At 35.8% G+C, this 15,234-nt stretch carries 8 protein-coding genes and 1 pseudogene; all 9 read left to right on the top strand.

What is annotated here, in order from left to right:
- The first annotated feature begins 62 nt into the window (after window positions 1–62).
- Window positions 63–905 (top strand): ChbG/HpnK family deacetylase, encoded by an 843-nt coding sequence (locus PHO43_RS04520; RefSeq protein ID WP_288011473.1) that lies wholly within the window; start codon window positions 63–65, stop codon window positions 903–905.
- A gap of 128 nt (window positions 906–1,033) precedes the next feature.
- Entirely contained in the window at window positions 1,034–1,915 is an 882-nt protein-coding gene (locus tag PHO43_RS04515) for a PIG-L deacetylase family protein (RefSeq protein ID WP_045090026.1), read from the top strand.
- A 61-nt stretch (window positions 1,916–1,976) separates the two neighbouring features.
- The gene (locus PHO43_RS04510; RefSeq protein ID WP_288009067.1) at window positions 1,977–4,694 is read left to right on the top strand and encodes an alpha-L-rhamnosidase; all 2,718 of its coding nucleotides are present in this window, start codon (window positions 1,977–1,979) and stop codon (window positions 4,692–4,694) included.
- Between the two features lie 50 nt (window positions 4,695–4,744).
- Window positions 4,745–6,115 carry a Gfo/Idh/MocA family protein gene (locus PHO43_RS04505; protein WP_053826020.1) on the top strand — a complete coding sequence of 457 codons (1,371 nt, stop codon included), beginning with the start codon at window positions 4,745–4,747 and terminating at the stop codon, window positions 6,113–6,115.
- Window positions 6,116–6,136: 21 nt separating this feature from the next.
- Window positions 6,137–7,387, top strand: coding sequence for a tagaturonate epimerase family protein (locus PHO43_RS04500; RefSeq protein ID WP_288011471.1), 1,251 nt, complete (start codon window positions 6,137–6,139; stop codon window positions 7,385–7,387).
- A gap of 131 nt (window positions 7,388–7,518) precedes the next feature.
- Window positions 7,519–10,284 (top strand): alpha-L-rhamnosidase, encoded by a 2,766-nt coding sequence (locus PHO43_RS04495; RefSeq protein WP_288011469.1) that lies wholly within the window; start codon window positions 7,519–7,521, stop codon window positions 10,282–10,284.
- 39 nt (window positions 10,285–10,323) lie between these two features.
- Complete coding sequence (locus PHO43_RS04490) at window positions 10,324–12,192, top strand: glycoside hydrolase family 127 protein (RefSeq protein ID WP_288011467.1); 1,869 nt, start codon at window positions 10,324–10,326, stop codon at window positions 12,190–12,192.
- A gap of 1 nt (window position 12,193) precedes the next feature.
- Entirely contained in the window at window positions 12,194–14,992 is a 2,799-nt protein-coding gene (locus tag PHO43_RS04485) for a family 78 glycoside hydrolase catalytic domain (protein ID WP_288011465.1), read from the top strand.
- 112 nt (window positions 14,993–15,104) lie between these two features.
- Window positions 15,105–15,234 (top strand): annotated as a pseudogene (locus PHO43_RS04480) (recombinase RecA); the annotation flags it as partial.

Genomic DNA, 15,234 nt, shown 5'->3' with positions numbered 1-15,234 from the left:
TCATAAAATAAATAGTAAATAACATGTTCTATTATTGTAGTAAAAAAACGAAAAGTACAATATTGACACTTTTAATTTTTATCTGTTCCACAACATCATTAATAAGTCAGAATACACGACTAATAGTAAGAGCAGATGATCTTGGTGCATCACGTTCAATTAATTTGGCAATTATAAAATCTTATAAGGAGGGAATCGTACGTTCAGCAGAGGTTATAGTGCCAGGTCCCTGGTTCGAAGAAGCTGTCAAATTGGCCAATGAGTATCCAAACCTGGATATAGGTGTACATATTACTTTAACAAGTGAATGGTCGAATATAAAATGGCGTCCTCTTACTAAAGTAGAAAGTATTACAGATGAAAACGGTTATTTCTTTCCATTTGTTTGGCCAAATGGGAGTTATCCGAGAGGTAGTATAATGGAGAATGATTGGAAAATTGATGAAATAGAAAGGGAAGTCAGAGCACAAATTGAGACAGCTATAAAACGTATACCACATGTCTCACATATTTCTACTCACATGGGTTGTCTTAGTTTTTCAGATGAAACTAATGAACTTTTATATAAGTTGGCTAAAGAATATAATCTTAATATAATTTCCAACCAAACTACTAATGTCATAAACTTTCCACGATGGAGTGGAAGTCAATTAAGCAAAGAACAGAAATTAAAGAATTTAATAAATAATATAAAATCATTAAATACTGGAGCTTATCTATTAATTGAACATCCTGCATTTGATGATACAGAGTCACAAGGTATGGGACACATCGGATATGAGAATGTTGCGGAAGATAGAGAGGGAGTCACATATTCTTTTACTCATGATGCCGTAAAGTCTGTTATAAAAGAAAAAAATATTGAATTAATATCATATAAAGATTTTTTTAGTAGTCAAAAATAGATAAGTAATTATTGTATTCTGATCTTGCTCTTTAATAAAGTGAAAAACATACCTTTATAAAGAAATTATGATGTTTTTTAGGTTATTTTTTGCATCTTTGACAAAATAAACTTAAAAATTAAAATCATATGAAACACTTATTGGTATTGATTCTGCTTTTTATCCCTTTTATCAAAGCATTTAGTCTGAATAACACATTTAATGATGAGGGCAAGATAAATGTTATAGTAATTGGTGCACATCCTGATGATGCGGACGGATCTACTGGAGGAACTGCAATTAAATTTGCTGAACTTGGGCATAATGTGCTATTTGTTTCATTGACTAATGGTGATGCAGGACATCAATCTATAGGTGGTGGCGAGTTAGCAAGAATAAGAAGAGCTGAAGCTGAGGAAGCAGGTAAAAGATTTGGTGTCAAATATATAGTTCTTGAGAATCATGATGGAGAACTTATGCCAACATTAGAATTAAGAAAGGATGTTATCAGATTAATTCGTGAATGGAATGCTGATATTGTAATTGGTCCCAGACCTAATGATTATCATCCGGATCATAGAAATACAGCAACAGTAATACAGGATGCTGCTTATCTGGTTATTGTACCAAATGTTGTAACAGATACTCCTCCTTTAAAAAAGAATCCTGTTTTCCTTTATACACAGGATAGGTTTCAAAAGCCTTATCCCTTCCAACCTGATATTGCTATAGATATTTCTGATGTATTTGATAAAAAGATATATGGTATGGCTGCGCATGAATCACAATACTTCGACTGGCTTCCCTGGACAGTAGGAATTGAGGCGCCAACAGGAGAAAAAGAGAGATTAGAATGGCTCTCTTCTAATCGAGAGAGAGTAATTGCACCTTCTGTAAGACAGTCACTTATTAAATGGTATGGAGAAGAAACAGGTGCTAAGGTTACTCAAGCTGAAGCTTTCGAAATATGTGAATATGGCACCAGACCAAGTGATGAGGAGATAAAAAGATTATTTCCTATGATAAAGTAAATTTTTAAATTACATATAACATAAACTACTATTTTAAATTAATCTATTTAAGCTGATATTTATGAGTTGTTTTCTTAAGCCTATATCAATTGCAACGTTCTTATTAATTATTTTCTGTAATTTTTCAAATGGACAAAATCTAAATAAGAGCATTTCATTTAAACCCGTTGATCTTCAAACTGATTACCTCGAATCTCCTTTAGGAATTGATAATCCTAATCCCAGATTAAGATGGCGAATTGAAGATAATAGAGATGGTGCAAAACAGACAGCTTATAGATTGATTGTGGGTACTAATCCTGAAAAGGTTGATAACATTAGTGGAAATACACCAGTTTCTGGAAGTTATGATGGGATAAGCTGGGATACTGGAGTAATAAAGTCAGATAATCAGTTAATCAAGTATACTGGGGTAAATCTTTTGCCTTTTACCAAATATTACTGGAAAGTAATTATTTGGGATGATAATATGAATGTGAGTATTTCTGAGATCAGTAGATTCGAGACTGGTATGATGGATATGTCAAACTGGAATGGTAATTGGATAAGTGATGGAAGAGATATTCATTATAAACCTGCGCCTTATTTTCGTAAAAAATTTAAATCAGAAAAAGAGATTGAGTCTGCACGGGTATATATAGCAGTAGCAGGACTTTATGAATTATACATAAATGGGGAGAAGATAGGTAATCAACGATTGGACCCGATGTATACACGTTTTGATAGAAGAAATCTCTACGTTACACATGATGTTACTTCGCAATTGCAAAAAGGAGAAAATGCTATTGGAGTAATACTTGGCAACGGTTGGTATAACCATCAATCTCTCGGTGTATGGGATTTTGAAAGAGCTCCATGGAGAAACAGACCGGCTTTTTGTCTTGACTTACGAATTACATACACCGATGGAACTGTTGAAATTATACCAACCGATTTGAGCTGGGTTAAATCAGACAGCCCAGTTATTTTTAACAGCATTTACACTGCCGAGCATTATGATGCAAATCTTGAGAAGACTGGGTGGAGTGAACCAGGGTTTGATGATTCAAATTGGGAGGGAGTAAGACTGAGATCTGCACCTTCTACCAACATAACTGCACAGCAACTGAGACCAATCAGAAATGTAAAAATGCTTCCTGCGGTTGATTTCAAAAAAATAAACGATAGCACATATCTCTACGACTTTGGCCAGAATATGTCCGGAGTAACAAAAATAAATATCTCTGGCATAAAGGGTACAAAAGTAAAAATAAAACATGGTGAAAGGCTTGATAAATCTGGTCGGCTTGATTTAGCTAATATAAATGTTTATTACCGCGGTGATAATGATTCAGACCCATTTCAAACTGATGTGTTGATACTTAGCGGAGAGAGGGAAGATGAATTTATGGCTAAATTTAATTATAAAGGCTTTCGATATGCTGAAGTTACTGCAAATAATGCTATAGAGCTAAACAGTAAAAGTCTTACAGCATATTTTATGCATAGTGACGTCCCTCAAAGAGGCAAGATTGAAACTTCAAGTGAATTGATTAATCGTCTGTGGTGGGCTACTAACAATGCTTATTTATCCAATCTGATGGGTTATCCCACTGATTGTCCACAGCGTGAAAAGAATGGGTGGACGGGTGATGGTCATTTTGCAATAGAGACAGCTCTTTACAACTTTGATGGAATAACAATTTATGAGAAATGGATTGCTGATCACAGAGACGAACAGCAGCCTAATGGTGTTTTACCTGATATAATTCCAACAGGTGGATGGGGATATGGAACAGCTAACGGGCTTGACTGGACAAGTACTATAGCCATTATTCCATGGGAAATATACCGCTTCTATGGTGACAGTAAACTATTGTATGACAGTTATGAGAATATAAAGAGATATGTTAACTATGTAGATAGGACTAGCCCCGACGGACTAACCACTTGGGGAAGAGGTGACTGGGTTCCCGTTAAATCCAGATCTAATCTTGAGTTAACATCATCTGTTTACTTTTATGTAGACACCAAAATATTGGCAAATGCTGCAAAATTGTTTGGGAAAGAGAGTGATTACATCTATTATTCTACTTTAGCCGATAAGATTAAAAAAGCAATAAATGATAAGTTCCTAAATCGTGAAACGGGTATTTATGCAAGTGGAACTCAGACTGAACTTAGTGTTCCACTTCATTGGAAAGTTGTACCTGAAGAATTTATCCCTCTTGTTGCTTCCAATCTTGCAAAGAAGGTAGAAGAGGCAGACTATCACCTTGATGTTGGGGTATTAGGTGCTAAAGCTCTTTTAAATGCATTGAGCGAAAATGGGTTTTCTAATGTAGCTTATAAAGTAGCAGTACAAGACACCTACCCTTCTTGGGGCTGGTGGATTGTAAATGGAGCTACAACGCTTTTGGAGAACTGGGATCTTGAAGCAGAAAGAGATATCTCCGATAATCATATGATGTTTGGCGAAATTGGAGCCTGGTTCTTCAAAGGTTTGGGAGGCATTTATCCAGATGATAAACAGCCTGGGTTTAAACATATAATACTGAGGCCTCACTTTGAAAAAGAGCTGGGGCAATTCAGGGCAGAATTTAATTCTCTGTTTGGTACTATTATTTCTGACTGGAGATGGGATGCTAACTATGTAGTATATAATGTTGTTGTGCCTCCAAATTGTAGCGCTACATTTTATTTGCCCGAAAATGCTAAAATTCAAGGTACTGACAGTAAAGGTCTTGACAAAATTGCTCTCGAGTCAGGAAGCTATACTTTTAAATTATCATTACCATAGAGGACTACAAATTATAATTAGAAATTAATCTGATTTAAATTATAAATAATATGAAAATCAAAAGTTCATCAATGTCCAGAAGAAATTTCCTTGCTGTATCAGGAGCAATTGCCGGAACTTCTGTTATTAACCGAAAATCTCAGTTGTTTGCTGCAAATGTTACTGCACTAAAACACTCTGCAGTCAAAACTAAATTAGCATTAGTAGGTTTAGGTGTAAGAGGAGTCGGAATGTGGGGAAAAGATGTATTGAAAGACTATTCTGATTATGCAGAATTTGTTGGTTTTTGTGATCACAATCCAGGTAGGTTAGAAGTTGGAAGTAAAATGATTGGATCAGATTGTCCTACATACACCGATTTTGAAAAAATGATGCTTGAAACCAAGCCTGATGTTCTGATTATTACTACTGATGATAATACACATGATTATTTTGCAAAAAAAGGTATGGAGATGGGGGCTGATATAATATGTGAGAAGCCAATGGCAATTGATGAAAAGAAAATTCAAACTATTATTGATGCTGAAAAGAGAACTGGTAAGAACTTCAGAGTGACTTTCAACTATCGCTATTCACCACATAGAGCCAAAATGTGGGAGATTCTTCGTGCAGGAGAAATTGGAGAACTGACCTCAATTGATTTTCACTGGTATCTTGACACCTCTCATGGAGCAGACTATTTCAGAAGATGGCATAGGTTAAGAGAGAAGAGCGGATCACTTTTGGTCCACAAGGCAAGTCATCATTTTGATCTACTTAACTGGTGGATAGATAGTGATCCTGAAAGTGTTTATGCATTAGGAGACTTAAATTTTTATGGTAAGAAAGGTACATTCAGAGCTGAAAACTGTAGAAATTGTAATCATACAAAAGTGTGTAATTTCTATTATGATATCATGAAGAATGAAACCAACAAAAGGTTATATGTTGATAATGAAAAATATGATGGATATTTTCGTGATGGATGTGTATTCAGAAATGATGTGAACATTTTTGATAAAATGGCTGCAACCATTAAATATATGAATGGGGTTCAAGTTTCATACTCTTTGACTGCCTACTCTCCCTATGAGGGATACAGAATTGCATTTAATGGTACAAAAGGCAGAATGGATGCATGGATTCAGGAATCTAACCCTACTACTGAAGTAAATTTTGATGAAATAGTTTTGTACAAAAATTTTAGTAAAAGAGAATATATACGAATTGAGCAAGGTAGTGGGCATGGTGGTGGAGACAAACTATTGAGAGATCAAATTTTTATCCCCGGTACAAAGGATCCATTAAAACAAACAGCAGGGGTAAGAGATGGTGCTTTGGCGTGCCTGATTGGTATTGCTGCCAGAAAGAGTATTGATTCTAAAGAAATAGTATACATAAAAGATCTCACTACTATAAATCCTAATATTAATAAGATATAGTAGTTCAATAGATAACCTTCTATGATAAAATTAGGAAAATATAGTTTCGGTGTTGGTGATCGTTTTACATTTCAGGGGAAAGCACAACTTGCGGCAATTATTAGTGCAGCTGAGGAAGGATTAGAGATAACACCTGTATGGAACAAGTCAAACAGGGAGCATATATATGTAGGCACTACTTCGGCTGACACTCGTAAAGAAGCTGATGAAGCAGTAAAAGCACTGAAGTATAGAGGAAGATATTTTGTAGATGCAGATCATATAAATAAAGATACTGTTTCAAATTATGTAGATACTTCAGATTTTTTCACTCTTGATGTAGCAAATTATATTGGGAAAGAAAGTGCTAAGAAGGATATTGATCTTTTTGTTGAGTCCTGCAGAAAGTATATCGGACAATTGAATATTCCCGGAATTAAATATCCATTAAGTATTACAAAAGAGCTTTTACATGAAATAGGTCGTAAATTTCTTATTGCAACGCAACAAGCATCAGAAATATATGCATACCTGGAAAAAGAAAAAGGTAAAGGGAACTTCATTACAGAGGTTTCAATGGATGAGGTTGACTCACCTCAAACTCCTATAGAGTTGTTGTTCATATTAAAAATGTTAGCAGATAAGTGCGTTTTTGTTCAAACTATTGCTCCCAAATTTACAGGCAGATTTAATAAGGGCATAGATTACTCTGGGAATCTTGAACAGTTTTCAAAAGAATTTGAAGAGGATATTCTGATAATCGATTATGCTATAAAAGAGTTCGGTTTACCTTATGATCTTAAACTCAGCGTTCATTCAGGTAGTGATAAGTTCTCAATTTACCCTATCATCCAAAGCATATTAATTAAATATAACAAAGGATTACATGTTAAAACTGCAGGAACAACCTGGCTCGAAGAGATTATTGGATTATCTGTTGCTGGTGGTGGTGGCCTTAAAATTGCTAAAAAGATATATGAGAACGCATTTAATCGCCGCGAAGAACTTTGTACTCCCTATGCAGATGTTATTGATATTGATCCTAACTTTCTGCCTTCAGTTAAGGAAGTAAATGGTTGGTCTGGTGAAAAGTTTTCCGATACACTACGTCATATTCCTGATCATCCGGAATATAATCCGAACTTCAGGCAGCTTATTCATGTGGCTTACCCAGTAGCTGCACAAATGGGTGATGAATTCCGTGATCTACTTATAAAACATGCTGATATAATTGGAGCAGGTGTTAAAGAGAATATTTATGAAAGGCACCTAAAGAAGTTGTTTTACAAATAGAAGTTTTTTCTATCATAATCATAAGTATTTAAATCATTTAATGTAGTAAAACATTATACAAATTACTTATTATTGTTATTTTAGAGGGTGTAATTAGCTGAAAATAAAAAGTATAATTAAATTAAATACGAATGAAAAACTATAAGTTACAACATAATTATAAAATTATTGTCATCTTAACAACAATATTTGTCACTTTGAGTTGCAATTCAAATCGATTGATTTACGTTCAGAATCTAAGATGTGAACATTTAGCTAACCCATTGGGAATTAATAGCAGGCAACCCAGATTCAGTTGGATAAACATATCTGATCAACAGGGTTCAGTCCAAACATCGTATCAAATAATAGTTGCATCTGAAAAAGATATTTTAACTGAGGATAAGAATGATTATTGGAATTCCGGAAAAGTCAATTCCTCTGAAAGCCATCTAATTACCTACAAAGGGAAAGATCTAAAGTCGGGTCAGATACTATATTGGAAAGTAAGAGTATGGGATCAAAATGATAATGTATCTGAATGGAGTGAACCGTCAAGATTGAGCATTGGTCTTCTCACTCCACAAGATTGGAAAGCTTCATATATTGGATTTATTGATAGTAATATAACTGAAAACAGATCAAATATAAACTCAGAAACCGGTAGTCAGGTATTAAATGGATTTAATCTTACCCCTCAATTTAGAAAACAGTTCTCAGTAATTGCTCCAGATAAAAAAGAGACATATTTACTTCATATAAACTCACTTGGATATCATGAAGTATACCTCAACGGTAAACAAGTGAGCGATAATGTTTTATCACCCGCCGTTTCACAGTTTAATAAACGTTCGCTGATAAACACATATGATGTAACTGAATTTATAAAATCGGGGCAAAATGACATTATTGTTTGGTTAGGGAGTGGTTGGTACACAGACGGGTTACCAGGTGTTACAGCTAGTGGACCGGCATTTAAGGCTCAATTAGATAAAGTATCAAATAAAACAATCAGTAATGTTATAGTTACAGATGAAACATGGACAGCCCGTAATAGTGAATATGAGAGAATCGGCAATTGGAGGTCTGGCAGATATGGAGGAGAAATAATTAATGGAAACCTTGAAACAAGAAATCTTTTTCTTGAATCCCCTGATGAGTTAGTTTGGAACAAAGTATCTCTTGTTGATATCCCAGTACATGAAGTAACTCCTCAGATGACAGAGCCCAACAGAATAAAAGATACAATTAGCCCAATTTCTGCAGTAAGGTTATCTGAAAATACTTATTTAATTGATATGGGAACTACCATTTCAGGATGGTTTGAAATCACATTTCCAGAATTGGAAAAGAACCAGGAAATAATAATGGAATTCTCAGATCACTTGACTAATGATGGTGAAATATATTGGCAGGGACAGATTGACAAATATATTGCTTCAGGCAGTGGTACTGAACATTTTATAAACAAGTTCAACTATCATGGTTTCCGTTATGTGAAAATTACAAATCTTAATCAGGAGCCTAAATTATCAGATATAAAGGCTCATTTTATACATACCGACTTTGAATCTACTTCTTCGTTCATATCCTCTGATGAAGATCTGAATCAAATTCATGATATGATTTCATATACTCTACGTAATGTTGGTTTAGGCGGTTATCTGGTTGATTGCCCTCAAATTGAAAGACTGGGTTATGGTGGTGATGGTAATGCTTCTACTATTACAGCTCAAACAATGTTTAATCTAGCACCTATGTATAACAATTGGATACAAGCATGGGGAGATGTAATTAGAGAAGATGGAGGCATGCCTCATACAGCGCCTAATCCTTATAGTGCCGGAGGTGGTCCATACTGGTGTGGGTTTATAATTTCAGCTTCATGGAATACATATAAAAATTATGCTGATAAGAGGATATTAGAGAAATATTACCCTGTAATGTTAAAATGGCTGGAGTATGTTGACAGATATTGTATAGATGGGCTACTTAAAAAATGGCCAAATACAGACTACAGAAACTGGTATCTAGGAGATTGGGCTACTCCTGAGGGTGTTGGTGATCCTAACCATTTGGATGAAGCATCTGTGGATTTAGTGAGTAATTGCTATTTATCAGTATGTTTAAATCAAATGGAAGAGATTGCCTCAGTACTGGGTAAAGAAGAGGATAAGAAAAAATTTTCAGAAAAGAAGGCTGAAGTAAACAGAAAAATTCATGAGAATTTTTACAATGCTGCAGATGGGTATTATGCAACAGGCTCTCAGATCGATATAATATTTCCTATGCTTTGTGGAGCTGCTCCTGAAGAATTACATGAAAACTTAATTGAGATACTTGTTAAAAGGACAGCTGAGAAGTTCAATGGACACCTTAATACAGGTTTGGTGGGAATCCCTGTGATGATGGAATGGGCAGCAACTGCTAATAAACCAAATTTTGTTTACTCAATGTTAAAAAAGAAATCTTATCCCGGATATCTTTATATGATTGAGAATGGGGCAACTACTACATGGGAGCATTGGAATGGCAATAGAAGTAGAATTCACAATTGTTTTAATGGCGTTGGACAGTGGTTCTATCAGGTTGTTGGAGGTATACGTATAGTAGATAATATCCCAGCGTATAAGAAATTCTTAATTGACCCTCAAATTCCTGAAGGTGTTACATGGGCAAAAACTTCACAGATGACTCCATATGGTATGATTGAAGTCAATTGGGAACTTTTTGAGACAAGAATGCAACTGGATGTAAAAGTTCCTGTTGGAGCAACTGGAATATTGCAGATTCCTGAATATACTTCTGAGGTGATAGTTAACAGTGAAATTATATTTTCTCGTTCACTGGGCGTTTCAAATCCTGTAGATCAATTTGAACTGAGTTCCGGTAACCACACTATTGAATTCAGGTTTTAAATATTAACATAAAAAACAAAGACTTAATAATCTCAAGTCATGAAAATAAAAACAGTTATTATAATTACAACATTGGCATTAACTTTTAGTGCAAGTAATGCTCAGGATAAATTATCCGTGTCATTTGATGTTATATTAAATGGTTTTGTAGGAGATAAAATGAAAGCTTCTTATGAAAATCGTATACTTGCACAGGATGCAGAGAGACTGATTGAGCCATTCACTGTAAGAGATGAACATAGTTGCTGGCAAGGTGAATTTTGGGGTAAGTGGTTCACTTCAGCTGTATTGGCATATAGATATATCCCTACTCCTGAATTGGCTGATAAATTAAAACAGGCTGCATATGGGTTGATGGAAACCCAAACTAATGATGGTTACATTGGTAATTATGCACCTGAAAGTAGATTAAAAGCATGGGATATTTGGGGAAGAAAGTATTGTATGCTGGGTCTGATAGCCTATTACGATATTACAAATGATGAAAAGGCTCTAGAATCAGCAGCGAAAGAAGCTGACTTTCTTATTAAGGAACTCAATGATAAAAACTCAAAGATTGTGTTGATGGGCAACCACCGTGGAATGGCTGCATCATCAGTGTTAGAACCAATTTGTCAACTTTATGTACGAACCGGCAATAAAAAGTACCTTCAATTTGCGGAAGAGATCGTAAGTCAATGGGAAACAGATGAGGGTCCACAATTAATTTCCAAAGCCGACATACCTGTATCACAGCGTTTCCCCAAACCTGTTGACAACTGGTATGGATGGGAACAAGGGCAAAAAGCGTATGAAATGATGTCATGTTATGAAGGTTTGCTTGAATTATTTAGGATAACCGGAAAAGAAGAATATAAAGAAGCCGTTGAGAAAACATGGCAGAGTATTATTGATAGTGAAATTAATATCGCAGGATCAGGCTCTGCAATGGAAGCATGGTTCTCTGGAAGAGAAAAACAGACAATACCCATTGCTCATTACCAGGAGACTTGCGTTACGGCAACGTGGATAAAATTTAACCAACAGTTGTTACGACTTACCGGTGAAGCCAAGTATGCTGATGAAATTGAAAGGACATTCTATAATGCACTCCTGGGTGCAATGAAGCCTGATGGTTCAGATTGGGCAAAATACACTCCACTGTCGGGTCAGCGTCTTGAAGGTTCCGAGCAGTGTGGTATGGGACTAAATTGCTGTAATGCCAGCGGTCCCAGAGGTCTGTTCACAATCCCACAAACTGCAGTAATGCAATCAGAGGATGGAGCTTATATTAATTTTTATATTGATGGAACTTATCATCTCATAAGTCCAGAGAATCAGGAGTTTGCAATTGTACAGAATACAAACTATCCTGTTTCGGGAAAGATTGATCTGAATCTGGTTTTAGAGAAAGATGAAAATATGGAAATAGCCTTAAGAGTACCTTTTTGGAGCACAAACTATAAAATCCTTATTAATGGAAACACTGAATATGAAGCAAGTAATGTACTACCAGGAAATTATACTAAATTGAAGCGTAAATGGAAAAATAATGATAAGATTACCATAGAATTTGAGATGCAAGGAAAAATACATCGATCTGGCAATACACATGAATACGTTGCAATAACCCGAGGTCCCATAGTTCTCTGTAGAGATGAGAGAATTGGCAAACCTGCTCTAGAGGCCATTCTAACACCCATTATAAATGAAAAAGGAAATATAGATCTGGTTAAAGAAGAATCTTCAGATCCTGAAGTATACATGATATTTTCAGCACAATTTATTCCGGAATCTTATACAGAACAGGGTTCACAACCTATAAAAGTAAACTTATGCGATTATGCATCAGCAGGCAATAGTTCATACAGTTTCCCATTCTTTAAGGTATGGTTGCCTCAATTATATAACCCAAGAAATCAAGATTGAAATGAAAACAAGCAAAACTCTAATTTATCTGGCATTTATTTCATTTTCATTACTTTTTATGTACTCATGCTCAAAAAGTAGTAGAAGCAGTGTAATGCCAATCAGTCTTACAGTAGAATATCTTACAAATCCATTAGGCCTGGATATAGAAAAACCTCGAATGAGCTGGACATTAGAGCCAACCAAAGAGTCAGATTTTGGTCAAAGTCAAACAGCATATCGCATACTTGTGAGTATGTCAGAAAGCAGGCTAAAAGATAACGTTGGTGATATTTGGGACTCTGGTTGGGTCGAATCAGACAAAATGCAGTTGATAGAATATAATGGAATTCCTTTAGAATCTGACAAAGCATATTTCTGGAAAGTAGCAGTTAAAGATGAAAAGGGAGTAGAGTCAAAATATAGTAAAATATCAAAATGGAGTACTGGTCTGTTTTCACAGGATGAATGGACTGCAAAATGGATTGGTACAGGTGAATCTTACAACCCTTCTGAAGGTCCCAATAAAATGTATGACCCATGGTTCAGAAAAAAATTCACTCTAACTGAGAAGCCATATAAAGCAACACTTTTTGTAGCATCCATCGGTTTCCATGAAGTTTATGTCAATGGGAAAAAAATTGATGATCATGTTCTCCCCCCGGCAGTAACTGATCATACAAAACGAGCGCGTTATATTGCATACGAAATTGCACCAGAACTCATTAATGGTGAAAATGTAATTGCTCTATGGTTAGGTACTGGATGGTCAATTTTTGCACCTTATGCAACAGATGATAAGCCTCGTGCACCTATAGCGATTGCGCAAACAGATATATACAATGAAAAAGGAGAAGTAATCGAACGTATTATTACAGATGAAAGTTGGAGAACACATCCTAGTCCAAATAAACTTATTGGTAACTGGGGATTTGGCGTAGGTGGCTATGGTGGTGAAATTTGGGATGCTAATCAGGAAATTGAGAACTGGAATTCAGTAGATTTCAACGACGAAGATTGGAAAAGTTCAACCATTTTAAATCCATCTTTGAAACTTTCAGCACAGCAAGTAGAGCCAAACAGGTTAATTGATGAAATTCAGCCTGTTGACATTGAACATAGATCAGATGACTCATATCGTGTAGATATGGGAGTGAATTTTGCCGGATGGACCGATATTCATGTAAAAGGTAACCCAGGTGATACTATTCATTTTCTATTTTCTGAAAGAGAAGATCAGGATATGACTTTCGCACTCCATAGTGCATATGTATTGGATAATTCAGGAGAGGGAACATTCCACAATCACTTTAACTACATGTCAGGTCGCTGGATTACAATCAAAGGATTAACCACACCACCAGTTAAAGATAATATCAAGGGTTGGCTGGTACGCACTGATTATGATGATGCAACATATTTTGAGTGTTCAGATTCACTTCAAAACTGGATATATAACAGAGTAAAATGGACTTTCGAAAATCTTTCGTTAGGAGGTTTTGTTGTTGATTGTCCTCAACGTGAGAGGTTTGGTTACGGAGGTGATGCTCATGCAACTTCAGAAACAGGACTACTCAACTACAAACTTGGAGCATTTTATACTAAATGGCTTGAAGACTGGAGAGATGTTCAGGGAACAGAACCAATGGTAGGTAATATGAATGATCCGGAGTGGGCTCGAAAACAGGAAGGAAGCGGCAGAATATTAGGAGGTGGTATTATGCCTCAGACAGCACCTACATATCATGGAGGAGGTGGTCCCGCCTGGGGTGGAATAGTTATTACACTCCCATGGTTTATGTATCAATACCATGGTGATATAAGAGCACTTGAAGAAAACTTTGAGATGATAAAAGGTTGGCTTACATTTCTGGATAGTCACGTAGAAAACAATCTACTTAATAGATATGGAGGCAGATGGGACTTCCTTGGTGACTGGCTATGGCCTGGTGCTAATGCTGCCGGTATGAATAATTATTCAGATGAGAACCTTTTTTTTAACAATTGCTATTGGGTGTATAATCTTAAAACAGCAGCTCAGATAGCCAGGATAATTGGGAGAGAAACAGATGCAGAAATCTGGTCTGAAAAAGCAAAACTGGCAAGTGAAGCTATCCACAATAAATATTATATTGAAGAGGAAAAAAACTATTCAGATATGTCGATGAGAAGTCTGACCGCCGCTTTATATGGTGATATTATGCCAGAAGAACTCCGACTAGAAATAATGAAAAGTCTCGAGAATGAGATTCTTATAAATCAGAACGGTCATATCGATGTAGGTATAACAGGTGGAGCAATGCTGTTTAAGGTACTTCGTGAAGAGGGCCGTGATGATCTTATTTACTCAATGACATCTCAAACTACATATCCAGGCTGGGGATTTATGAAAGAAAACGGCGCTACAACTATTTGGGAAAGCTGGGAAAAAGATTTAGGAGGCCACTCACTGCTTCATAGTTCTTACTTATACCCTGGTGCTTGGTACATAGATGGAGTTGCCGGAATCAGACAAGATAAGGATTTTCCAGGTTACAGGAAATTTATCATTAGGGTGCCAAAACTTACTGAATCTCAATTATCATGGGCAAAAGCTGAATTTGATTCTCCATCAGGTCTGATTAAATCACATTGGGAACGACAAGGTTCAAATCTTACACTTAACATTACTGTGCCTCCTAACTGCAGTGCTACAGTATGGTTCCCACAGGAAAATAATGAAACTATCACAGAGAACTCAGGTCATGCAATTCATATTGGAAATCAGGAAGGATATCAACTATATGAAGTGTCAGCAGGCAATTATAGATTCTCGAACTGACTATTTCTCTAATATTTTAAAAAGCAATATATAAAATATAAAGATATAGATTTCTCATAGTATTTGTACTAATTTTTGATAGTTGAAAGCAGAATAGAATCATATAATAAAAATATTTGGCAATCCTGAGACCACCACCGGTGGAAATGCCCTGAAGTTCTATGCTTCGGTTCGTCTCGATATCCGAAAGATTGGCCAGTTGAAAGATGGCGATGAGGTACAGGGAAGCCAGACCCGTGTAA

The sequence above is a fragment of the Lascolabacillus sp. genome (genome assembly GCF_028696275.1).
GTDB classification, from domain to species: domain Bacteria; phylum Bacteroidota; class Bacteroidia; order Bacteroidales; family Dysgonomonadaceae; genus Proteiniphilum; species Proteiniphilum massiliensis.
Note: the sequence above shows the minus strand (reverse complement) of the source record. Positions and strands in the feature narration are given on the sequence as shown.

What these genes read in the sequence shown, in the direction of transcription:
- PHO43_RS04515 (WP_045090026.1), top strand. Translation starts at nt 1,034, where the DNA reads ATGAAACACTTATTGGTATTGATTCTGCTTTTTATCCCTTTTATCAAA.
- PHO43_RS04510 (WP_288009067.1), top strand. Translation starts at nt 1,977, where the DNA reads ATGAGTTGTTTTCTTAAGCCTATATCAATTGCAACGTTCTTATTAATT.
- PHO43_RS04505 (WP_053826020.1), top strand. Translation starts at nt 4,745, where the DNA reads ATGAAAATCAAAAGTTCATCAATGTCCAGAAGAAATTTCCTTGCTGTA.
- PHO43_RS04500 (WP_288011471.1), top strand. Translation starts at nt 6,137, where the DNA reads ATGATAAAATTAGGAAAATATAGTTTCGGTGTTGGTGATCGTTTTACA.
- PHO43_RS04495 (WP_288011469.1), top strand. Translation starts at nt 7,519, where the DNA reads ATGAAAAACTATAAGTTACAACATAATTATAAAATTATTGTCATCTTA.
- PHO43_RS04490 (WP_288011467.1), top strand. Translation starts at nt 10,324, where the DNA reads ATGAAAATAAAAACAGTTATTATAATTACAACATTGGCATTAACTTTT.
- PHO43_RS04485 (WP_288011465.1), top strand. Translation starts at nt 12,194, where the DNA reads ATGAAAACAAGCAAAACTCTAATTTATCTGGCATTTATTTCATTTTCA.